General features: G+C 50.4%; 22 protein-coding genes and 1 pseudogene. 16 read left to right on the top strand and 7 right to left on the bottom strand.

What is annotated here, in order from left to right; translation table 11 throughout:
- Nucleotides 1-97, top strand: a 97-nt coding sequence (locus ACJHWR_RS20870; protein ID WP_223963258.1) for a hypothetical protein, incomplete at its 5' end; no start/stop codon positions are given.
- 14 nt (nt 98-111) lie between these two features.
- Here the strand turns inward: ACJHWR_RS20870 and ydcO are convergent.
- Nucleotides 112-1,032, bottom strand: a pseudogene (gene ydcO, locus ACJHWR_RS20865) (BenE family transporter YdcO); the annotation flags it as partial.
- A 52-nt stretch (nt 1,033-1,084) separates the two neighbouring features.
- Here ydcO and sutR point away from each other — a divergent pair.
- On the top strand, nt 1,085-1,621 hold the full coding sequence (sutR, locus tag ACJHWR_RS20860) for a DNA-binding transcriptional regulator SutR (RefSeq protein ID WP_000429154.1): 537 nt from the start codon (nt 1,085-1,087) through the stop codon (nt 1,619-1,621).
- A gap of 72 nt (nt 1,622-1,693) precedes the next feature.
- Nucleotides 1,694-3,655, top strand: coding sequence for a 23S rRNA 5-hydroxycytidine C2501 synthase (gene rlhA, locus ACJHWR_RS20855; RefSeq protein WP_012311648.1), 1,962 nt, complete (start codon nt 1,694-1,696; stop codon nt 3,653-3,655).
- Nucleotides 3,656-3,746: 91 nt separating this feature from the next.
- Here the strand turns inward: rlhA and ACJHWR_RS20850 are convergent, their stop codons facing one another.
- The gene (locus tag ACJHWR_RS20850) at nt 3,747-3,977 is read right to left on the bottom strand and encodes a DUF2554 family protein (protein ID WP_000491567.1); all 231 of its coding nucleotides are present in this window, start codon (nt 3,975-3,977) and stop codon (nt 3,747-3,749) included.
- 221 nt (nt 3,978-4,198) lie between these two features.
- On the opposite strand from ACJHWR_RS20850, the gene hicA reads away from it, so the two are divergent.
- From hicA to patD, 8 genes are all read left to right on the top strand, one after another.
- Entirely contained in the window at nt 4,199-4,375 is a 177-nt protein-coding gene (gene hicA, locus ACJHWR_RS20845; protein ID WP_000813794.1) for a type II toxin-antitoxin system mRNA interferase toxin HicA, read from the top strand.
- A gap of 45 nt (nt 4,376-4,420) precedes the next feature.
- The gene (hicB, locus tag ACJHWR_RS20840; RefSeq protein WP_001270286.1) at nt 4,421-4,837 is read left to right on the top strand and encodes a type II toxin-antitoxin system antitoxin HicB; all 417 of its coding nucleotides are present in this window, start codon (nt 4,421-4,423) and stop codon (nt 4,835-4,837) included.
- Nucleotides 4,838-4,915: 78 nt separating this feature from the next.
- On the top strand, nt 4,916-6,322 hold the full coding sequence (locus ACJHWR_RS20835) for a PLP-dependent aminotransferase family protein (protein WP_000760611.1): 1,407 nt from the start codon (nt 4,916-4,918) through the stop codon (nt 6,320-6,322).
- A 244-nt stretch (nt 6,323-6,566) separates the two neighbouring features.
- On the top strand, nt 6,567-7,712 hold the full coding sequence (ydcS, locus tag ACJHWR_RS20830; protein ID WP_000034364.1) for a putative ABC transporter substrate-binding protein YdcS: 1,146 nt from the start codon (nt 6,567-6,569) through the stop codon (nt 7,710-7,712).
- Between the two features lie 17 nt (nt 7,713-7,729).
- Nucleotides 7,730-8,743: an ABC transporter ATP-binding protein gene (locus ACJHWR_RS20825; protein ID WP_000220391.1), complete on the top strand. Its 1,014-nt coding sequence runs from the start codon at nt 7,730-7,732 to the stop codon at nt 8,741-8,743.
- Nucleotides 8,744-9,685 carry an ABC transporter permease gene (locus tag ACJHWR_RS20820; RefSeq protein WP_001251303.1) on the top strand — a complete coding sequence of 314 codons (942 nt, stop codon included), beginning with the start codon at nt 8,744-8,746 and terminating at the stop codon, nt 9,683-9,685.
- On the top strand, nt 9,675-10,469 hold the full coding sequence (locus tag ACJHWR_RS20815; protein WP_000555474.1) for an ABC transporter permease: 795 nt from the start codon (nt 9,675-9,677) through the stop codon (nt 10,467-10,469). The genes ACJHWR_RS20820 and ACJHWR_RS20815 overlap by 11 nt, the downstream gene beginning before the upstream one ends.
- 21 nt (nt 10,470-10,490) lie before the next feature.
- Nucleotides 10,491-11,915 carry an aminobutyraldehyde dehydrogenase gene (patD, locus tag ACJHWR_RS20810; protein ID WP_001163861.1) on the top strand — a complete coding sequence of 475 codons (1,425 nt, stop codon included), beginning with the start codon at nt 10,491-10,493 and terminating at the stop codon, nt 11,913-11,915.
- Between the two features lie 96 nt (nt 11,916-12,011).
- Here patD and yncL read toward each other — a convergent pair whose 3' ends face one another.
- Entirely contained in the window at nt 12,012-12,107 is a 96-nt protein-coding gene (yncL, locus tag ACJHWR_RS20805) for a stress response membrane protein YncL (protein ID WP_001303494.1), read from the bottom strand.
- 194 nt (nt 12,108-12,301) lie between these two features.
- Here yncL and ortT point away from each other — a divergent pair, with 194 nt between their 5' ends.
- Entirely contained in the window at nt 12,302-12,475 is a 174-nt protein-coding gene (gene ortT / locus ACJHWR_RS20800) for an orphan toxin OrtT (protein WP_000061178.1), read from the top strand.
- 85 nt (nt 12,476-12,560) lie between these two features.
- On the top strand, nt 12,561-12,794 hold the full coding sequence (ydcY, locus tag ACJHWR_RS20795; RefSeq protein WP_000018633.1) for a DUF2526 family protein YdcY: 234 nt from the start codon (nt 12,561-12,563) through the stop codon (nt 12,792-12,794).
- Here ydcY and ACJHWR_RS20790 read toward each other — a convergent pair whose 3' ends face one another.
- Nucleotides 12,795-13,244: a DMT family transporter gene (locus ACJHWR_RS20790; protein WP_001076539.1), complete on the bottom strand. Its 450-nt coding sequence runs from the start codon at nt 13,242-13,244 to the stop codon at nt 12,795-12,797.
- Nucleotides 13,241-13,759, bottom strand: coding sequence for a GNAT family N-acetyltransferase (locus ACJHWR_RS20785; RefSeq protein WP_012311640.1), 519 nt, complete (start codon nt 13,757-13,759; stop codon nt 13,241-13,243). Before ACJHWR_RS20785 ends, ACJHWR_RS20790 begins: the two co-directional genes overlap by 4 nt.
- Nucleotides 13,760-13,939: 180 nt before the next feature.
- On the opposite strand from ACJHWR_RS20785, the gene curA reads away from it, so the two are divergent.
- Nucleotides 13,940-14,977, top strand: coding sequence for an NADPH-dependent curcumin/dihydrocurcumin reductase (curA, locus tag ACJHWR_RS20780; protein WP_012311868.1), 1,038 nt, complete (start codon nt 13,940-13,942; stop codon nt 14,975-14,977).
- A gap of 198 nt (nt 14,978-15,175) precedes the next feature.
- Entirely contained in the window at nt 15,176-15,841 is a 666-nt protein-coding gene (gene mcbR, locus ACJHWR_RS20775) for a colanic acid/biofilm transcriptional regulator McbR (protein ID WP_001119573.1), read from the top strand.
- A gap of 35 nt (nt 15,842-15,876) precedes the next feature.
- Here the strand turns inward: mcbR and pqqU are convergent, their stop codons facing one another.
- On the bottom strand, nt 15,877-17,979 hold the full coding sequence (pqqU, locus tag ACJHWR_RS20770; protein ID WP_000689325.1) for a TonB-dependent receptor PqqU: 2,103 nt from the start codon (nt 17,977-17,979) through the stop codon (nt 15,877-15,879).
- A gap of 241 nt (nt 17,980-18,220) precedes the next feature.
- Between pqqU and ACJHWR_RS20765 the strand changes: the two genes are divergently transcribed.
- On the top strand, nt 18,221-19,282 hold the full coding sequence (locus tag ACJHWR_RS20765; protein WP_000550683.1) for a YncE family protein: 1,062 nt from the start codon (nt 18,221-18,223) through the stop codon (nt 19,280-19,282).
- Between the two features lie 112 nt (nt 19,283-19,394).
- Here ACJHWR_RS20765 and ansP read toward each other — a convergent pair whose 3' ends face one another.
- The gene (ansP, locus tag ACJHWR_RS20760; protein ID WP_001309490.1) at nt 19,395-20,894 is read right to left on the bottom strand and encodes an L-asparagine permease; all 1,500 of its coding nucleotides are present in this window, start codon (nt 20,892-20,894) and stop codon (nt 19,395-19,397) included.
- Between the last annotated feature and the right edge of the window lie 211 nt (nt 20,895-21,105).

The raw sequence follows: 21,105 nt of genomic DNA, 5'->3' as shown, positions 1-21,105 counted from the left end.
ATTACCGACAAGAAGGGAAAGGGCCTTCCCGAGAGTGGTAAAGGAGAGGCCCTGGAAATACCCCACAGCCCCGAAAAAGAGCCAGTCAGTTGCTTAACTGACTGGCATTACTGCAACGGCAGCGGCCAGCCAACGTTGATCTTTATCCGGATGCGCTTCCGGGCTTTGGCAAATAGCCGCGGTGATTGCCGCAATACCGACGGAATAAACGCCGAAAGGGGAAAAAACCAGTGCCAGCAATCCAGTAAATACAATTAATGGCGAAACAGGAGCCGAATATCCGGCTGCTTTCATTGCTGCGATACCCGGTGCGTTTTGCGATGCCATCGTCACCAGAAAAAGGGGGAGTGCAACGCTCAGGCTGTGAGCAAACGAAAAATCAGGGCTAATATAAGTGGGGAGAACGGGTTTAAAGACAACATCAGTTGTGACAATGTCACCTTGCGCGATAACGATCACGACCCCAATAATCATCGCGGCAATTACCGCATAGCGCGGCGCAACGGCCCTGGTTGCCAGCCATACCAGCAACATACTGCCACACAACGTAAATTGACCATCCAGGCTCGCAAACGCCTGTAAACCAAAGCGTAATAAAATCCCGGCAAGCATTGCCGCCGCAAGCGAGTGCGGAATAATGCGCATCAGATGAGCAAAGAGTCCCGTTATGCCGCAGAGGACTATTAACGCGTTGGTGACAATAAAAACGCCGATGGTTTCGTTAAGTGTTAGTCCCTGCAATCCGGTGACCAACAAAGCCGCGCCAGGCGTTGACCATGCGGTGAGAACAGGTACGCGATACCATAATGTCAGAGCCAGCGTACTGACGCCCATTGCCAGCCCCAGCGCCGTCATCCAGCCAGAGATTTGTGCAGTGGTGGCTCCGGCGACAATCGCTGCTTGCCAGATTATTGCCGCTGAACTGGCGTAGCCAATTAATACCGCCAGAAACCCCGCCAGTAGCGTGGGTGGAGGAATAGAAAACAGACGCATAGTCACCTCGTGCGTTATAGCGTACAGGCACCGTAGCATTTGTCCGTTATAACGCACAAGTGATAAACTTCCGTTTTGCCGGAGGAGTCGCATGGAAAATCTCGCTCGCTTTTTATCCACCACACTTAAACAACTACGCCAGCAGCGCGGCTGGAGTCTTTCGCGACTGGCCGAAGCGACGGGCGTTTCTAAAGCAATGTTAGGGCAGATTGAGCGTAATGAATCCAGCCCGACGGTCGCGACATTATGGAAAATTGCCACCGGGTTGAACGTACCATTTTCAACATTTATTTCTCCGCCGCAGTCCGCTACACCTTCAGTTTATGATCCACAACAGCAGGCGATGGTGATCACTTCGCTGTTTCCTTATGATCCACAACTCTGCTTTGAACACTTCTCGATTCAGATGGCATCTGGTGCAATAAGCGAATCGACGCCCCATGAGAAGGGGGTAATCGAACATGTCGTCGTCATTGATGGACAACTTGATCTGTGCGTTGATGGTGAATGGCAGAGCCTTAATTGTGGGGAAGGCGTTCGATTTGCTGCAGACGTCACGCATATCTATCGTAATGGTGGGGAGCAAACCGTACATTTTCATTCCCTCATCCATTACCCGCGCAGTTAAGCGGGAAAACTATTTCGCAACGTCGCGCTTGTGGCTAAAATAGCAGCCATTTTTCAGCTACTGGATAAGAATGTGACCGTATCTTCTCATCGACTTGAACTGTTAAGCCCGGCACGCGATGCCGCCATTGCCCGCGAAGCTATTTTGCACGGTGCCGATGCTGTTTATATCGGCGGACCTGGTTTTGGTGCCCGTCATAATGCCAGTAATAGCCTGAAAGATATTGCCGAGTTGGTGCCGTTTGCCCATCGTTATGGTGCAAAAATTTTCGTCACGCTTAACACCATTTTGCATGATGATGAGCTGGAACCCGCACAACGGCTGATTACCGACCTCTATCAGACCGGCGTCGATGCGCTGATTGTTCAGGATATGGGGATTCTGGAACTTGATATTCCGCCGATTGAACTGCACGCCAGTACGCAGTGCGACATTCGTACAGTAGAAAAAGCGAAGTTCCTCTCTGATGTTGGCTTCACGCAGATTGTGCTGGCGCGAGAGCTGAATCTTGAGCAGATCCGCGCGATTCACCAGGCCACGGACGCGACCATTGAATTCTTTATTCATGGCGCACTGTGCGTGGCCTATTCGGGTCAGTGCTACATTTCTCATGCGCAAACAGGGCGTAGCGCCAACCGTGGCGATTGCTCGCAGGCGTGCCGTTTGCCATACACATTGAAAGACGATCAGGGGCGGGTGGTTTCCTATGAAAAACATCTGCTGTCGATGAAAGATAACGATCAGACTGCCAACCTCGGCGCGCTGATTGATGCTGGCGTACGCTCCTTCAAGATTGAAGGGCGTTACAAAGATATGAGCTACGTGAAGAATATCACCGCCCATTATCGTCAGATGCTGGATGCCATTATTGAAGAACGTGGCGATCTAGCGCGCGCTTCATCAGGTCGTACTGAACATTTCTTTGTTCCATCGACGGAAAAGACTTTCCACCGTGGTAGCACAGATTATTTTGTGAATGCCCGTAAAGGCGATATTGGCGCGTTCGATTCGCCGAAATTTATCGGCCTGCCGGTGGGTGAAGTATTGAAAGTGGCGAAAGATCATCTCGATGTTGCCGTTTCCGAACCACTGGCAAATGGCGATGGCCTGAACGTGATGATTAAACGTGAAGTCGTCGGTTTTCGTGCCAATACGGTAGAGAAAACCGGAGAAAATCAGTACCGCGTCTGGCCCAATGAAATGCCAGCAGAGTTGCACAAAATTCGCCCGCATCACCCACTAAACCGTAATCTTGATCATGACTGGCAGCAGGCACTGACAAAAACCTCTAGCGAACGTCGGGTGGCGGTAGACATTGAACTGGGCGGCTGGCAGGAACAACTGATTCTGACCCTCACCAGTGAAGAGGGTGTCAGCATCACGCATACGCTGGACGGGCAGTTCGACGAAGCCAATAACGCCGAAAAAGCAATGAACAATCTAAAGGATGGTCTGGCAAAACTGGGGCAAACCATCTATTACGCCCGCGATGTGCAAATTAATTTGCCGGGTGCGCTGTTTGTACCAAACAGTCTGCTAAACCAGTTCCGCCGTGAAGCCGCCGATATGCTTGATGCTGCGCGTCTTGCCAGTTACCAGCGCGGCAGCCGTAAACCGGTTGCTGATCCTGCGCCGGTTTATCCGCAAACGCATCTGAGTTTCCTCGCGAACGTATACAACCAGAAAGCGCGTGAATTTTATCATCGCTATGGTGTGCAACTGATTGACGCGGCGTATGAGGCACATGAAGAGAAGGGCGAAGTCCCGGTGATGATCACCAAGCATTGTCTGCGCTTTGCCTTCAATCTGTGCCCGAAACAGGCGAAAGGCAATATCAAAAGCTGGAAGGCAACGCCAATGCAACTGGTTAACGGTGATGAAGTGTTAACGCTGAAATTTGATTGCCGCCCATGCGAGATGCACGTCATTGGCAAAATCAAAAATCACATACTGAAAATGCCGTTACCGGGAAGCGTAGTGGCATCCGTAAGTCCGGATGATCTGCTGAAAACATTGCCGAAGCGAAAAGGGTAAAACGTCAGTTTTCGGGTTACTCACCACTCATCAAATCTGCATGATATTGCCTGGCGGGTAAGGCGTCATGCCGCATCCGGCAACAAATGACTCAACGCTGTCCCGCTTCTGGTTTGCGCGATTTTTGCCAGTAAAAATGCTCGCGCAAACCTTCCGCCGACTCTTCCGCCACAGCACGCAATTCATCGCTGTCCGCTTCATGACGCAGCTGATGATCCACATTCTTTACCCACATAAATTCATGTCCTTTGTGCCCTGCCATGAGTTGTCCTGAGAACAGTGCACACGTTAATAAGACAACCGATAACGCCTTCGAAAACATCCCGCCACCTTTTTCTAACCTTTTGCCGCTATGATGCCAATCGTTTCTTGAGGTTATTATTCAGTTTTGCAAATTAGCGCAAAGAAATTCTGGAATCTTCCTTCCTGATTTTGCATTGCATTCTGCCGTTGCGGCGATTTAGTGCTATTTTCGAGCAAATTACACACGGAGGTAAACACTAATGTTTACTTTGTTGATATACTCAGCGGCAGGGAGGCGATGTGAAACAAAGCGAGTTCAGACGTTGGCTCGAATCTCAGGGCGTCGATGTAGCGAATGGCAGCAACCATTTAAAACTGAGGTTTCATGGGAGGCGCAGTGTCATGCCGCGTCACCCCTGCGATGAGATTAAAGAACCATTGCGTAAAGCAATCCTGAAACAACTCGGTTTGAGTTAATCGCCAATTAAAAAGGTTAATGACATGCGAGAGACAGTCGAAATTATGCGTTATCCCGTCACTCTTACACCCGCGCCGGAAGGCGGTTATATGGTTTCTTTTGTGGATATCCCTGAAGCGTTGACCCAGGGCGAAACAGTTGCTGAAGCGATGGAAGCGGCAAAAGATGCTTTACTGACCGCATTTGATTTTTATTTTGAAGATAACGAGCTTATCCCGTTACCTTCGCCATTAAACAGTCACGATCACTTTATTGAAGTGCCTTTGAGCGTCGCCTCTAAAGTATTGCTGTTAAATGCTTTTTTACAGTCAGAAATCACTCAGCAAGAGTTAGCCAGGCGAATTGGCAAACCTAAACAGGAGATTACTCGCCTATTTAATTTGCACCATGCGACAAAAATCGACGCCGTCCAGCTCGCGGCTAAGGCGCTTGGCAAAGAGTTATCACTGGTGATGGTTTGATAACAGTTAATGAAAAGTTGTCATTTTTAACAACTGATATAGACTGCCGAATCACCTGCACATAATAACGATTCGATAATGAAAAAATACCAGCAGCTTGCAGAACAATTACGCGAGCAGATTGCGTCGGGTATCTGGCAACCCGGAGATCGTTTGCCTTCGTTGCGTGACCAGGTGGCACTTTCTGGCATGAGCTTTATGACCGTGAGCCATGCCTATCAGTTGCTCGAAAGTCAGGGATATATTATCGCACGACCGCAGTCGGGTTATTACGTTGCGCCACAGGCAATAAAAATGCCGAAAGCGCCAGTCATTCCAGTCACTCGAGATGAAGCAGTCGATATCAACACTTATATTTTTGATATGTTGCAGGCCAGTCGCGATCCGTCGGTCGTTCCGTTTGCCTCGGCCTTTCCCGACCCGCGACTTTTCCCCCTCCAACAACTAAACCGCTCGCTGGCGCAGGTAAGCAAAACCGCCACAGCGATGAGCGTGATTGAAAACTTACCGCCAGGAAACGCAGAACTGCGTCAGGCTATTGCTCGTCGCTATGCCTTACAGGGCATCACTATTTCTCCAGATGAAATTGCCATTACCGCCGGGGCGTTAGAGGCATTAAACCTCAGTTTGCAAGTGGTAACTGAACCGGGCGATTGGGTGATAGTAGAGAATCCTTGTTTCTACGGCGCTTTGCAGGCGCTGGAGCGGTTACGGCTGAAGGCGTTATCGGTGGCGACGGACGTTAAAGAAGGGATCGATCTTCAGGCGCTGGAACTGGCGTTGCAGGAGTATCCGGTGAAAGCGTGCTGGCTGATGACTAATAGCCAGAATCCACTCGGATTTACCTTAACACCGCAAAAAAAAGCACAACTGGTGGCGTTGCTCAATCAGTACAACGTAACGCTGATTGAAGATGACGTTTACAGCGAACTTTATTTTGGACGGGAAAAACCGCTGCCTGCGAAAGCGTGGGATCACCACGATGGTGTTTTGCATTGCTCTTCGTTTTCGAAATGTCTGGTGCCTGGTTTTCGTATTGGTTGGGTCGCCGCCGGAAAACATGCACGTAAAATTCAACGCTTGCAGTTGATGAGTACGCTTTCCACCAGCTCACCGATGCAGCTTGCGCTGGTGGATTACCTTTCTACTCGCCGATACGATGCTCATCTTCGTCGTCTGCGTCGCCAGCTTGCGGAACGTAAACAACGCGCCTGGCAGGCTTTGCTGCGTTATCTGCCTGCGGAAGTCAAAATTCATCACAATGACAGCGGTTATTTTCTCTGGCTGGAGCTCCCCGAGCCGTTAGATGCAGGAGAATTAAGCCTGGTGGCACTGACGCATCATATCAGTATTGCGCCGGGTAAAATGTTTTCTACCGGTGAAAACTGGTCACGTTTTTTTCGTTTTAATACCGCGTGGCAGTGGGGAGAACGTGAAGAACAGGCGGTAAAACAATTAGGCAAACTTATTCAAGAACGGCTGTAATAGCGTTTAATTTAATTCCTCTCAGGATGGGTAATATGAATTTCGAATAGCAGTCATATTTCCTAACTCCTTGTCTATACTCCAGAATATAACCTTACAGAGGGCATAATGCGCGGTAGCTCACAACCTGATTAAATTTTCTCAGGGGCGAAGGTGTGCCTGCTAGCCGCCGTCTATGGTTAAACAAGGAGATATTTTTACGGCACGGCGGCTGAACAATTAATTACGACAGGAGTAAGACCTTATGAGCAAGATTTTTGCCCGCAGCAGCCTGTGTGCGCTCACCATGACAATAATGACCGCTCACGCCGCCGAACCGCCTACCAATTTAGATAAACCGGAAGGGCGACTGGATATTATCGCCTGGCCGGGATACATCGAACGCGGACAAACTGATAATCAATACGACTGGGTAACGCAATTCGAAAAAGAGACAGGCTGCGCGGTGAATGTGAAAACCGCCGCGACTTCCGATGAAATGGTCAGTCTGATGACCAAAGGGGGTTACGATCTGGTTACGGCATCCGGCGATGCCTCGCTGCGCCTGATTATGGGCAAACGCGTGCAGCCGATTAATACCGCATTGATTCCCAACTGGAAAGCGCTCGATCCGCGCGTGGTTAAAGGCGACTGGTTTAACGTTGGCGGCAAAGTTTACGGCACACCTTACCAATGGGGGCCGAACCTGCTGATGTACAACACTAAAACCTTCCCGACGCCGCCGAATAGCTGGCAAGTGGTTTTTGTTGAGCAGAATCTGCCGGACGGCAAGAGCAATAAAGGCCGCGTTCAGGCTTATGATGGCCCTATCTACATTGCGGACGCTGCGTTGTTCGTTAAAGCCACTCAGCCGCAGTTGGGCATCAGCGATCCGTATCAACTCACCGAAGAACAGTACCAGGCGGTGCTGAAAGTGCTGCGCGATCAACATAGTTTGATCCATCGCTACTGGCATGACACTACCGTGCAAATGAGCGATTTCAAAAACGAGGGTGTAGTTGCTTCCAGTGCATGGCCCTATCAGGCCAACGCCCTGAAAGCCGAAGGCCAGCCTGTCGCTACCGTTTTCCCGAAAGAGGGCGTTACCGGTTGGGCTGACACCACCATGCTACATAGCGAAGCGAAACATCCGGTTTGCGCCTACAAATGGATGAACTGGTCATTAACCCCAAAAGTGCAGGGCGATGTGGCGGCCTGGTTTGGCTCGCTACCAGTAGTGCCGCAAGGGTGTAAAGCCAGTCCGTTATTAGGCGAGAAAGGTTGTGAAACAAACGGTTTTAACTATTTCGATAAAATCGCCTTCTGGAAAACGCCTATAGCAGAAGGGGGCAAGTTTGTTCCCTACAGTCGCTGGACGCAGGATTACATTGCCATTATGGGTGGTCGCTAACTTCGCTGGGGTGTTTTATGACGTACGCAGTGGAGTTTGACAACGTCTCACGGTTGTACGGTGACGTGCGCGCAGTAGATGGCGTCAGTATTGCGATAAAAGATGGTGAGTTCTTCTCTATGCTGGGGCCGTCCGGTTCCGGCAAAACCACCTGCCTGCGCCTGATTGCTGGATTCGAACAACTTTCCGGCGGGGCTATCTCTATCTTTGGTAAACCCGCCAGCAATCTGCCACCGTGGGAGCGGGACGTGAATACTGTCTTCCAGGACTACGCGCTATTTCCGCATATGTCGATTCTTGACAACGTCGCCTACGGGCTGATGGTCAAAGGCGTGGATAAAAAACAGCGGCATGCGATGGCGCAAGAGGCGCTGGAGAAAGTGGCGCTGGGTTTTGTTCAGCAACGTAAACCGTCACAACTTTCTGGTGGTCAGCGCCAGCGGGTTGCTATCGCCAGAGCACTGGTGAATGAACCGCGCGTATTGCTGTTGGATGAACCGCTCGGCGCACTGGATCTCAAATTGCGTGAGCAGATGCAGCTGGAACTGAAAAAACTGCAACAGTCTCTCGGTATCACTTTTATCTTCGTTACCCACGATCAGGGCGAAGCGTTATCGATGTCCGATCGTGTGGCGGTTTTCAATAATGGACGCATTGAGCAGGTCGATTCCCCGCGCGATCTCTATATGCGCCCGCGCACGCCGTTTGTTGCCGGGTTCGTTGGTACATCGAATGTTTTTGATGGACTGATGGCAGAGAAACTTTGTGGCATGACGGGAAGCTTCGCCCTGCGACCGGAACATATCCGCCTCAACACCCCTGGTGAACTGCAGGCCAATGGCACGATCCAGGCGGTGCAATATCAGGGCGCGGCAACTCGTTTTGAACTGAAATTGAACGGCGGTGAAAAACTGCTTGTGAGTCAGGCCAATATGACAGGCGAAGAACTGCCTGCCACGCTCACGCCCGGACAACAGGTGATGGTTTCCTGGTCGCGTGATGTGATGGTGCCGCTGGTTGAGGAGAGGTGAATGGCGATGAATGTATTGCAATCACCTTCACGTCCAGGTCTGGGTAAGGTGTCCTGTTTCTTCTGGCGTAATCCGGGGCTGGGGCTGTTTTTACTGCTGCTTGGCCCGCTAATGTGGTTTGGCATTGTCTATTTCGGCTCGCTGCTGACGCTGTTATGGCAGGGCTTTTATACCTTTGACGATTTCACCATGTCGGTAACGCCGGAACTGACGCTGGCGAATATCCGTGCGCTGTTTAATCCGGCGAATTACGACATCATTCTCCGCACGCTGACTATGGCTGTGGCAGTCACTATCGCCAGCGCCATTCTGGCTTTTCCAATGGCGTGGTATATGGCGCGCTATACCAGCGGGAAAATGAAAGCGTTTTTTTATATTGCGGTAATGTTGCCGATGTGGGCGAGCTACATTGTTAAAGCCTATGCCTGGACGTTATTGCTGGCAAAAGATGGCGTGGCTCAGTGGTTTTTACAACATCTTGGGCTGGAACCACTGCTGACTGCGTTCCTTACATTACCTGCGGTGGGCGGCAATACGCTGTCAACTTCCGGGCTGGGGCGCTTTCTGGTGTTTCTCTATATCTGGCTGCCGTTCATGATCCTCCCGGTGCAGGCGGCGCTTGAGCGTTTGCCGCCGTCATTGTTGCAGGCGTCAGCTGATCTCGGCGCACGTCCACGACAAACCTTTCGCTATGTGGTGCTGCCGCTGGCGATCCCGGGTATTGCCGCTGGCTCTATCTTTACCTTCTCACTCACACTGGGCGATTTTATCGTCCCGCAGCTGGTTGGCCCGCCAGGATATTTTATCGGCAATATGGTTTATTCCCAGCAGGGGGCGATTGGCAATATGCCGATGGCGGCGGCATTCACCCTGGTGCCGATTGTTCTCATCGCACTGTACCTGGCGTTCGTGAAACGTCTGGGAGCGTTCGATGCACTCTGAACGCGCACCGTTTTTCCTTAAACTGGCGGCCTGGGGCGGCGTGGTTTTCCTACATTTTCCCATCCTGATTATCGCCGCTTATGCGTTTAACACTGAAGATGCGGCGTTTAGTTTTCCACCGCAAGGCCTGACGTTGCGCTGGTTTAGCGTGGCAGCACAGCGTAGTGACATTCTTGATGCCGTGACACTGTCACTTAAGGTGGCGACGCTGGCGACATTAATCGCGCTGGTGTTAGGGACGCTGGCTGCTGCCGCACTATGGCGACGAGACTTTTTCGGTAAAAACGCCATTTCGTTGTTACTGCTGCTGCCCATTGCGCTGCCGGGCATTGTCACTGGTCTGGCGCTATTAACCGCTTTTAAAACCATCAATCTGGATCCGGGATTTTTCACCATCGTGGTCGGTCATGCGACTTTTTGCGTAGTGGTGGTGTTTAACAATGTCATCGCCCGTTTTCGCCGCACCTCGTGGAGTCTGGTTGAGGCGTCAATGGATCTTGGGGCTAATGGGTGGCAAACCTTCCGCTACGTAGTGTTGCCGAATCTCAGTTCGGCGCTACTGGCAGGAGGAATGCTGGCATTTGCCTTGTCGTTCGATGAAATCATCGTGACGACCTTTACGGCAGGTCATGAACGAACGTTACCGTTGTGGTTGCTCAATCAGCTTGGGCGACCGCGTGATGTACCGGTAACCAACGTGGTGGCACTGCTGGTTATGTTGGTAACAACCTTGCCGATCCTGGGGGCCTGGTGGCTAACCCGCGAAGGCGACAATGGTCAATAACCACTGATACAGGAATATGCTATGCAACATAAGTTACTGATTAACGGAGAACTGGTTAGCGGCGAAGGGGAAAAACAGCCTGTCTATAATCCGGCAACGGGGGACGTTTTACTGGAGATTGCCGAGGCATCCGCAGAACAGGTGGATGCTGCTGTTCGCGCGGCAGATGCAGCATTTGCCGAATGGGGGCAAACCACGCCAAAAGCGCGTGCGGAATGCCTGCTGAAACTGGCGGATGTTATCGAAGAAAATGGTCAGGTTTTTGCCGAACTGGAATCCCGTAATTGTGGCAAACCGCTGCATAGTGCGTTCAATGATGAAATTCCGGCGATTGTCGATGTTTTTCGCTTTTTCGCGGGTGCGGCGCGCTGTCTGAATGGTCTGGCGGCAGGTGAATATCTTGAAGGTCATACTTCGATGATCCGTCGCGATCCGTTGGGGGTTGTGGCTTCTATCGCACCGTGGAATTATCCGCTGATGATGGCAGCGTGGAAACTGGCTCCGGCGCTGGCGGCAGGGAACTGCGTAGTGCTTAAACCATCAGAAATTACCCCGCTGACCGCGTTGAAGTTGGCTGAGCTGGCGAAAGATATCTTCCCGGCAGGCGTGATTAACGTACTGTTTGGCAGAGGCAAAACGGTGGGCGATCCGCTGACCGGACATCCCAAAGTGCGGATGGTGTCGTTGACGGGCTCTATCGCCACCGGCGAGCACATCATCAGCCATACCGCGCCGTCCATTAAGCGTACTCATATGGAACTTGGTGGTAAAGCGCCAGTGATTGTTTTTGATGATGCGGATATTGAAGCAGTGGTCGAAGGTGTACGTACTTTTGGCTATTACAATGCTGGACAGGATTGTACTGCGGCTTGTCGGATCTACGCGCAAAAAGGCATTTACGATACGCTGGTGGAAAAACTCGGTGCTGCGGTGGCAACGTTAAAATCTGGTGCACCGGATGACGACTCTACGGAGCTTGGACCTTTAAGCTCGCTGGCGCATCTCGAACGCGTCAGCAAGGCGGTAGAAGAGGCGAAAGCGACAGGGCACATCAAAGTGATCACTGGCGGTGAAAAGCGCAAGGGTAATGGCTATTACTATGCGCCGACGCTGCTGGCTGGCGCATTACAGGACGATGCCATCGTGCAAAAAGAGGTATTTGGTCCGGTAGTGAGTGTTACGCTCTTCGACAACGAAGAACAGGTGGTGAACTGGGCAAATGACAGCCAGTACGGACTTGCATCCTCGGTATGGACGAAAGATGTGGGCAGGGCGCATCGCGTCAGCGCGCGGCTGCAATATGGTTGTACCTGGGTCAATACCCATTTCATGCTGGTAAGTGAAATGCCGCACGGTGGGCAGAAACTTTCTGGTTACGGCAAGGATATGTCACTTTATGGGCTGGAGGATTACACCGTCGTCCGCCACGTCATGGTTAAACATTAAGGATAATATTGCAGATCGTAATAGTATGAGATGATCTTGCGTACTGTCAGAGCACTGATTTCTCTGACAGTACGTGCTGCGTGCAAAATCACTACATCAAATAAACCAGCCAAATCTCATAGAGATAAGAGTAAATAAACCAACAGCAGCAAAGACATTTATCAGTACTACAGTTCTACTGGAAACATTCATTTTTGCCACCTTTTATCATTGCCCCTATGTGTATAGTACGGGTTCAGAAAATCCGCAATAATACTCATTCTGAAGATGGATAAGGGCAAGTTGCTGTTAGATGATTTTTTCTCAAACGGGTGAAAAAACTTGATGCACGTCAAAAAATGACGCATATTTGCGCGCGTTTTATTCATCTGGCTGGACGCCCGTACATGTCTCTCTATCAACACATGCTTGTTTTTTATGCGGTTATGGCAGCAATCGCATTTCTTATCACCTGGTTTCTTTCTCACGATAAGAAACGCATCCGTTTCTTAAGCGCCTTTCTGGTGGGGGCAACATGGCCGATGAGTTTCCCGGTGGCGCTGTTGTTTTCACTGTTTTAAATCTTACTCACTGGCTTGACGGCACCACGCAGACTTATATCATTTGGATGAATCGATAAATTTCACAAGTGGCTAAGGAGAAAGTATGTCGCATCTGGATGAAGTCATCGCGCGCGTGGATGCCGCGATTGAAGAGAGCGTCATTGCCCATATGAACGAATTATTAATCGCCCTGAGCGATGACGCGGAGTTAAGTCGGGAAGATCGCTACACCCAGCAGCAGCGTTTGCGCACAGCGATCGCCCATCACGGTCGCAAGCATAAAGAAGATATGGAAGCGCGCCATGAACAGTTAACCAAAGGCGGCACCATCCTGTGATTAAAATGAGCGTCTGGCTACCAACCAGGCGCCAACCACAAGTAAAATTGCGCCACAAATTGGGCCGAACAACGCCCGTAGTGGTACGCCATGACTGCGGAAGATATCCAGAACCAGACCGCCAATCAGCTGGCTGGCGACCAGTACTGCAATAGTTGTCGCCGCTCCCACATTCTGATATCCGCTGATACTGGCGAAGACAAAAAACGATCCCAGCAAGCCAGGTATAAGTGTCCACCAGCGCACGCTGGACACCAGTTCGCCAAACCCCGCCATACCTTGTTTAAACCATAAAATAGAAACAAAGAGCACAATCCCCACCAGTGAGTTCAGCAACATGGCGATGAGAATGGTAGAGGAGGTCTGGGTGATGCGCACCATCAGCGTGTTTTGCACCACCAGACCAATTCCGGCGGCAATCAAAAAGGCAAGGGTGAGCGACTGATTCATCCAATCGCGTCCGGTTCACTGCGTTCGTCGAGTTGCAACTGCATAAATGTCAGATCCAGCCAGCGCCCAAATTTAGTGCCCACCTGCGGCATTTGCGCGGTGACGACAAATCCCAGCGACTGGTGCAGATGCAAAGACGCCTGATTTTGCGATTCGATCCCGGCGACCATGACATGCTTCCCGCAATCCCTCGCTTCATCAATCAATCGGCTTAACAATTTACGCCCAAGACCTTTGCCCTGATGATCGGGATGGACATAAATCGAATGTTCCACGGTATGGCGAAAACCATCGAAACTACGCCAGTCGCCAAACGAGGCATATCCCGTCACTACGCCATCTTGTTCACTCACCAGCACCGGATAACCAGCTAAAGTCCGCGCTTCAAACCAGGCAATGCGATTATCTGCATCCACCGTTTGGTCATTCCAGATAGCCGCCGTATACAACACGGCGTGGTTATAAATTTCCGCAATGGCAGCACAGTCGGCTTTGCGGGCAAAACGGATGGACATGTCTGGCCTCGATAAAATAATGATGATGATGTTATCAATACTATCGAAAACAGCCCGAAGCAACGGATTCCTCGATGAAATTATTGCGTGTTGCAGAGGGGATGTGACGGCTGCAAACAAAACCAATCCCGTGAGCCTGCTACTATTGATGGATTCATGCCAAAAGCACAGGAGAGCACTATGGGGCAACAAAAGCAGCGTAACCGCCGTTGGGTTCTGGCCTCGCGTCCGCATGGCGCGCCGGTTCCGGAGAATTTCCGTCTTGAAGAAGATGATGTCGCCACACCGGGTGAAGGTCAGGTGTTACTGCGCACAGTTTATTTGTCACTGGACCCGTATATGCGTGGACGTATGAGCGATGAGCCATCTTATTCACCGCCGGTTGATATTGGCGGCGTGATGGTCGGCGGTACGGTGAGCCGTGTCGTGGAGTCGAATCATCCTGATTATCAGCCTGGCGACTGGGTGCTGGGCTACAGTGGATGGCAGGACTATGACATATCCAGTGGTGATGATCTGGTGAAACTTGGCGATCATCCGCAAAATCCATCGTGGTCGCTGGGTGTGCTGGGGATGCCAGGCTTTACCGCTTATATGGGGCTGCTGGATATCGGTCAGCCTAAAGAGGGCGAAACGCTGGTGGTAGCTGCGGCGACAGGACCAGTGGGGGCGACGGTGGGGCAAATCGGCAAACTTAAAGGTTGCAGGGTGGTGGGGGTTGCCGGTGGCGCGGAAAAATGCCGCCATGCCACCGAAGTGCTGGGTTTTGATGTTTGCCTTGACCATCACGCGGATGATTTTGCCGAACAACTGGCGAAAGCGTGCCCAAAAGGTATTGATATCTATTATGAAAACGTTGGTGGTAAGGTATTTGATGCGGTGCTACCGTTACTCAATACATCTGCGCGCATTCCCGTCTGCGGCTTAGTGAGCAGCTATAACGCTACAGAGCTACCACCCGGTCCGGATCGTTTACCCCTGTTGATGGCTACGGTGCTGAAAAAACGCATTCGATTACAAGGGTTTATTATTGGTCAGGATTATGGTCACCGTATCCATGAGTTTCAGCAGGAGATGGGACAATGGGTGAAAGAGGGGAAAATTCACTATCGTGAACAAATTACCAACGGTTTGGAGAACGCCCCACAGACGTTTATTGGCCTGCTGAACGGCAAAAACTTCGGTAAAGTTGTTATTCGCGTCGCGGATGATGATTAAAGATACGACGGCGGCATAAAGCCGCCATAAAAATCCAGGCAAAAATCTTTTTTCCAGCTTTAATTAACTTACCACTTCTCTGTTCTGTAGCTAATAACAATAAAGGTGAGTGGATAATGATTATTCAGCTTCATACGCCAGGTAAACGACTTCTGCTGTGCTGGCAGAGTTGGAACGAAAACACCTGAAGGAAATAACATGCCTGGAACGGAAAAAATACCGCATATCAGTTTAACTATGCAGGTTGAGAACGACCTGAAACATCAGCTTAGTATTGGCGCACTAAAACCTGGCGCACGCCTGATTACTAAAAATCTGGCGGAGCAATTAGGTATGAGTATTACACCCGTGCGTGAAGCATTATTACGTCTGGTTTCGGTGAATGCGCTTTCTGTCGCACCAGCGCAAGCATTTACAGTTCCGGAAGTGGGGAAATGTCAATTAGACGAAATCAATCGGATCCGCTACGAACTGGAATTAATGGCAGTTGCTCTGGCTGTTGAAAACCTCACCCCGCAAGACCTGGCGGAATTCCATGATTTACTCGAGAAATTACAGCAGGCGCAAGAAAAGGGCGACATGGAACAAATCATTAATGCGAACAGACTATTTCGCTTAGCGATTTATCATCGCTCAAATATGCCCATCCTGTGTGAAATGATTGAGCAACTGTGGGTCAGGATGGGACCTGGTTTACATTATCTCTATGAAACGATTAATCCAGCGGAATTACGGGAGCGTATAGAAAACTATCATCTATTACTCGCCGCGTTAAAAGCAAAAGACAAAGAGGGATGCAGACATTGTCTTGCTGAAATTATGCAACAAAATATTGCTATTTTATATCAGCAATACAATCGTTAAAGTAAATGCCCGGCAAATACCGGGCATCAAGGTAATTACTCAAATCGCCACGCAATATTCATGCCGACACCATAATTTCGCCCGGGCGCAGGTTCGTAATATCGACCGTTTGACTCATTGACAATGACAGAACCAACGTATCCTTTATCGAATAAATTATCGACACGACCAAATAAATCCACAGTCAAATTGTGGTAATTGTATTTATACCCGGTGAATAAGCCGACGAGAGTATAAGACGGCGCTTTGGCCGTATTTTCATCATCTGCCATAATATCGCCCATATATCGCGCTTCCGTGCCTGCATACCAGCCTTCTTCCGGTACATAACCTATCGATGCAAAGCCCATATTACGGGCGATCCCTGGCATCCGGTTACCGTTACAATCCTGTTCATTGCACACATTGCTGCGATAGGTCGCATCAAGCCAGGTCCAGGACGCTTTTACGCGAAAATCTCCCGCGAAACGTTGATCCCATGCCAGTTCAGCGCCTTGACGACGGGTCTTTCCGGCATTTTTATATGTGGTACGCCCACCGCTACTGCTATCGACAACAATTTCATCATCGGTGTCGGTCTGGAACAATGCGAGACTCAGCAGCCCATCACCAATACGCGTTTTACTGCCGATCTCAATTGTATCGTTGGTAGATGGTTTTAAACCAAAGTTCATACCGCTTTGCCCATCAGCGCGATAAGACAGTTCATTAATCGTCGGCGTTTCAAAACCACGCCCGGCTGCCAGATAGATATTCCAGGCATCGTTCATTGCATATTTTAACGAACCGGCAGGTAGCCATTTGTGATAACTGGCATCACCGCTGTCATCGCCGTTACCCGGAGTAACGTAATGGTCGTTGGAATCAAACCATACGGAGCTGTAGCGCACGCCAGCATCCAGCGACAGTTTTTCGCTCAGCTGCCACTGTGTCTGTAAATAGGGATCGACATTCCACATCAGATTGCGTTCGTCGCGACGTAACTCACCTTTTTGCCCGTATTCCGGCACGCCGCTATTCAGGCGGAAGTTATTGTAGCCCTTGCGGTTTTCACTCATGTTTTCGTAGTTCAGGCCAGTAGTGAACGTGACCGGAACACCCAGCTCGCCATGGTGTGTCCAGCGGCTGTCTATCCCCTGATAATGGCGTTGCAGAGTAATCACGCCGCCCGCATGCGACGGATTAAGTTGAGGGGCCATCGGGATTGACTGGTACTGGGTCGTTTCTCGCTCTCCGGCATACATCATTACACTCATATCATCTTGCGCGCTCAGGCTACGTTCATAGCGCAACCCAGCCTGAGTTTGCTTGATGGTTTTTCGCGTGTCGTACTGTTCAGCGCGTGGCGCTTGTTGCGGATTCGCCTTCCATTCTGCTTCGGTTAGCCCACCTGGGTCATCTGCTTTGATATCCACACTATTGAAAATCAGGCTTAATTTGCTGGCTTCATCAATGCGAACGCCCAGTTTGGCATTGGCTAAATTTTTCTGTGCGCCACTATGGTCACGATAGCCGTGGGTCGTAAAACGCGTGGTTGAGACGGTGTAATCGACATCGCCAGGCTGTGTGCCGTCGCCCGTTGCGCCTGTTGCTTTCAGCCCATAGCGCCAGCTGCCAAAACTGCCGTAGTAACTACTGGCTTCAATGGTTGGTGGCTGTTGTCCGGTCTGGGTGATGACATTCATTACACCGCCAGACGCGTTGCCATACAGAGCAGAGAAGGGGCCACGCAGCACTTCCACATTTTGCACACTGCTTAAATCGATGTTGGATGTTTGCCCTTGCCCGTCGGGCATGGTGGCGGGAATACCGTCCACATACAGGCGAATACCGCGAATTCCGTAAGTGGAGCGGGAGCCAAATCCGCGAATCGACAGCTGTAAATCTTGCGCATAGTTCTGCCGGTTTTGTACCTGCAAACCAGGCACGCCAGTCAGTGATTCAGACAAGTTAATGCGCGGTGTTGCCAGGCGCATCTCCTCGCCATCCACCACGCTTACTGCTGCTGGCGTATCCAGTTCTGAAACCACCTGCGGCGCGGCACTGACAATCATGGTCTGTTCATCAGCGGCAAAAACAACGGGGGAAAGGACAAGCAGTGCGGGCAAAACGGTCTGTCGGACGGAAAAAATCTTCATGAAAAAAGCCAGGTTAAGAATGGGAAAACGCCGTCATGGTAATAAAATTGTAAATTTATGGAAAACGAAACGGCACGATACGTTAAGTAATTGAGAGAATTGTAGTCGTAACGGCAAGAAATGCTCCACATTTGAGAAAATAATGATTACCATTCCCATTTATAACAAGAGCGTAACGATGATTACGCTTAGCGAAGCATTGTGAAGCAGCAAAAATATCGGTTCATCAAAGGGAGTCGTCATGCATTTACGTCATCTGTTTTCATCGCGCCTGCGTGGTTCATTACTGTTAGGTTCATTGCTTGTTGCTTCATCATTCAGTACGCAGGCCGCAGAAGAAATGCTGCGTAAAGCGGTAGGTAAAGGTGCCTACGAAATGGCTTATAGCCAGCAAGAAAACGCGCTGTGGCTCGCCACTTCGCAAAGCCGCAAACTGGATAAAGGCGGCGTGGTTTATCGTCTTGATCCGGTTACTCTGGAAGTGACGCAGGCGATCCATAACGATCTCAAGCCGTTTGGTGCCACCATCAATAACACGACTCAGACGTTGTGGTTTGGTAACACTGTAAACAGCGCGGTCACGGCGATAGATGCCAAAACGGGCGAAGTGAAAGGACGTCTGGTGCTTGATGAGCGTAAACGTACCGAAGAAGTGCGTCCGTTGCAGCCGCGTGAGCTGGTAGCTGATGATGCCACGAACACCGTTTACATCAGTGGTATTGGTAAAGAGAGCGTGATTTGGGTCGTTGATGGCGAGAATATCAAACTGAAAACCGCCATCCAGAACACCGGTAAAATGAGTACCGGTTTAGCGCTGGATAGCAAAGGCAAACGTCTTTACACCACTAACGCTGACGGCGAATTGATTACCATCGACACCGCCGACAATAAAATCCTCAGCCGTAAAAAGCTGCTGGATGACGACAAAGAGCACTTCTTTATCAACATCAGCCTTGATACCACCAATCAGCGTGCATTTATCACCGATTCTAAAGCGGCAGAAGTGTTAGTGGTTGATACCCGTAATGGCAATATTCTTGCGAAGGTTGCGGCACCGGAATCACTGGCTGTGCTGTTTAACCCAGCGCGTAATGAAGCCTACGTGACGCATCGTCAGGCAGGTAAAGTCAGTGTGATTGACGCGAAAAGCTATAAAGTGGTGAAAACGTTCGATACGCCGACTCATCCGAACAGCCTGGCGCTGTCTGCAGATGGCAAAACGCTGTATGTCAGTGTGAAACAAAAATCCACTAAACAGCAGGAAGCTACCCAGCCGGACGATGTGATTCGTATTGCGCTGTAATAGATATGGCGAGGGTGAAAACGGAGAGACTTGCCTGACTTTTATCACGCCGTATCCGGCACCTTCGTCAGTAATTTGAATTTGCCCGGCACGTAGCCGGGCAATTTTGCAATTAACTCGCCGTTTCAGGCTTAAACACAATTTCCTGTTGTTCTTCATCTTCCTCGACGACTGGCGCAGTGCTGTGAATTTCAGCAACGCGTTTGCGCACACCAAACCAGCCTATAACCAGCAGAATACCGATAATCGGTAGCGCCGCGATAGTATAAGTCCCGTTCGGGTAATCGAACGCCATCAGCACCAGAACACTCAGTAAAAACAGTAATGTCAGCCAGGAAGTGAAGGGCGCGCCAGGCAGTTTAAAACTGACATCCGCTGCTTTGCCTTCTTTAATCGCTTTACGCAGGCGCATCTGGCACACGATGATAAACGCCCATGAAGCGATGATTCCCAGCGACGCGAAGTTCAACACAATCTCAAATACGCGCGACGGCACCAGATAGTTGAGGAATACGCCGACGACATACACAACCAGTGTCGCCAGAATCCCGGCATACGGCACATGCTGACGACTCATTTTCGCCATAAAACTCGGTGCGGAACCGCCCATCGCCATTGAGCGCAGAATGCGTCCGGTGCAGTACAGACCTGAATTCAGGCTGGAGAGGGCAGCGGTCAGCACCACAATGTTCATAATGCTGCCGATATATGGCACACCCAGTTTAGAGAAAAACGTCACGAACGGACTTTGCCCCGCCTGATACGCGCTCCACGGCAATAGCATAACCAGCAACACCACGGAGCCGACGTAAAACAGGCCAATACGCCAAATCACACTGTTAATCGCTTTAGGCACCATGGTCTGCGGATCTTTACATTCTCCGGCCGCTGTACCCACCATTTCAATAGAGGCAAAAGCAAACACTACGCCCTGAATCAACACCAGCGCAGGCAGCAAACCGTGGGGGAAGAAGCCGCCATTATCGGTAATTAAATGAAAGCCAGTGGTGTTGCCATCCAGCGGCTGACCGCTACCGAGGAACACTGTACCCACGACCAAAAAGGTCACGATGGCGAGCACTTTAATAAGCGCAAACCAGAACTCCATCTCCGCAAACCATTTCACACCAATCATATTCATGGTGCCAACGATGGTCAGCGCAGCGAGCGCAAAGACCCACTGCGGCACGCCGCCAAACGCACCCCAGTAATGCATATACAGAGCGACGGCGGTGATATCGACAATCCCTGTCATCGCCCAGTTGATGAAGTACATCCAGCCTGCAACGTAAGCGGCTTTCTCTCCTAAAAACTCACGGGCATAAGAGACAAAACTGCCACTGGAAGGGCGGTGTAGCACCAGCTCACCCAATGCACGCAGAATAAAAAATGAAAACAGGCCGCAGATTAAATAGACCAGTGCCAGTGCTGGCCCCGCCATTTGCAGTCGGGCTCCTGCACCTAAAAACAAGCCGGTGCCAATCGCGCCGCCAATGGCGATCATCTGAACCTGGCGATTGCCCATCGCTTTGTGATACCCCTCTTCGTGGGCATTAAGCCAGCGGCGTTTCGCGGCGTGCTGATCTGAAGTGTCGGTGTCGTGTTTACTCATTGCTCTCCCTGATTGCTTTAATGAAAAAGTCATATAAGTTGCCATGAACAATGTTTATTCATCCTGGCGATGATAGTTATCACCATTATTCTTTATGGGTATAAAACTATCGGCGCAGCATCCTACCCGTTATCGATAAACGATGCAAAACATCCCCTTACAATCCTGAAGGGGAATAATACAACTGACGAAAAAATGACAAATCCTTTTG

The organism is Escherichia sp. WS568, from assembly GCF_046486085.1.
In the GTDB taxonomy this organism is placed as follows: domain Bacteria; phylum Pseudomonadota; class Gammaproteobacteria; order Enterobacterales; family Enterobacteriaceae; genus Escherichia; species Escherichia coli.
Note: the sequence above shows the minus strand (reverse complement) of the source record. Positions and strands in the feature narration are given on the sequence as shown.

What these genes read in the sequence shown, in the direction of transcription:
- sutR (WP_000429154.1), top strand. Translation starts at nt 1,085, where the DNA reads ATGGAAAATCTCGCTCGCTTTTTATCCACCACACTTAAACAACTACGC.
- ACJHWR_RS20850 (WP_000491567.1), bottom strand. Translation starts at nt 3,977, where the DNA reads ATGTTTTCGAAGGCGTTATCGGTTGTCTTATTAACGTGTGCACTGTTC.
- hicB (WP_001270286.1), top strand. Translation starts at nt 4,421, where the DNA reads ATGCGTTATCCCGTCACTCTTACACCCGCGCCGGAAGGCGGTTATATG.
- ACJHWR_RS20835 (WP_000760611.1), top strand. Translation starts at nt 4,916, where the DNA reads ATGAAAAAATACCAGCAGCTTGCAGAACAATTACGCGAGCAGATTGCG.
- ydcS (WP_000034364.1), top strand. Translation starts at nt 6,567, where the DNA reads ATGAGCAAGATTTTTGCCCGCAGCAGCCTGTGTGCGCTCACCATGACA.
- ACJHWR_RS20825 (WP_000220391.1), top strand. Translation starts at nt 7,730, where the DNA reads ATGACGTACGCAGTGGAGTTTGACAACGTCTCACGGTTGTACGGTGAC.
- ACJHWR_RS20820 (WP_001251303.1), top strand. Translation starts at nt 8,744, where the DNA reads ATGGCGATGAATGTATTGCAATCACCTTCACGTCCAGGTCTGGGTAAG.
- ACJHWR_RS20815 (WP_000555474.1), top strand. Translation starts at nt 9,675, where the DNA reads ATGCACTCTGAACGCGCACCGTTTTTCCTTAAACTGGCGGCCTGGGGC.
- patD (WP_001163861.1), top strand. Translation starts at nt 10,491, where the DNA reads ATGCAACATAAGTTACTGATTAACGGAGAACTGGTTAGCGGCGAAGGG.
- yncL (WP_001303494.1), bottom strand. Translation starts at nt 12,107, where the DNA reads ATGAATGTTTCCAGTAGAACTGTAGTACTGATAAATGTCTTTGCTGCT.
- ortT (WP_000061178.1), top strand. Translation starts at nt 12,302, where the DNA reads ATGTCTCTCTATCAACACATGCTTGTTTTTTATGCGGTTATGGCAGCA.
- ydcY (WP_000018633.1), top strand. Translation starts at nt 12,561, where the DNA reads ATGTCGCATCTGGATGAAGTCATCGCGCGCGTGGATGCCGCGATTGAA.
- ACJHWR_RS20790 (WP_001076539.1), bottom strand. Translation starts at nt 13,244, where the DNA reads ATGAATCAGTCGCTCACCCTTGCCTTTTTGATTGCCGCCGGAATTGGT.
- ACJHWR_RS20785 (WP_012311640.1), bottom strand. Translation starts at nt 13,759, where the DNA reads ATGTCCATCCGTTTTGCCCGCAAAGCCGACTGTGCTGCCATTGCGGAA.
- curA (WP_012311868.1), top strand. Translation starts at nt 13,940, where the DNA reads ATGGGGCAACAAAAGCAGCGTAACCGCCGTTGGGTTCTGGCCTCGCGT.
- mcbR (WP_001119573.1), top strand. Translation starts at nt 15,176, where the DNA reads ATGCCTGGAACGGAAAAAATACCGCATATCAGTTTAACTATGCAGGTT.
- pqqU (WP_000689325.1), bottom strand. Translation starts at nt 17,979, where the DNA reads ATGAAGATTTTTTCCGTCCGACAGACCGTTTTGCCCGCACTGCTTGTC.
- ACJHWR_RS20765 (WP_000550683.1), top strand. Translation starts at nt 18,221, where the DNA reads ATGCATTTACGTCATCTGTTTTCATCGCGCCTGCGTGGTTCATTACTG.
- ansP (WP_001309490.1), bottom strand. Translation starts at nt 20,894, where the DNA reads ATGAGTAAACACGACACCGACACTTCAGATCAGCACGCCGCGAAACGC.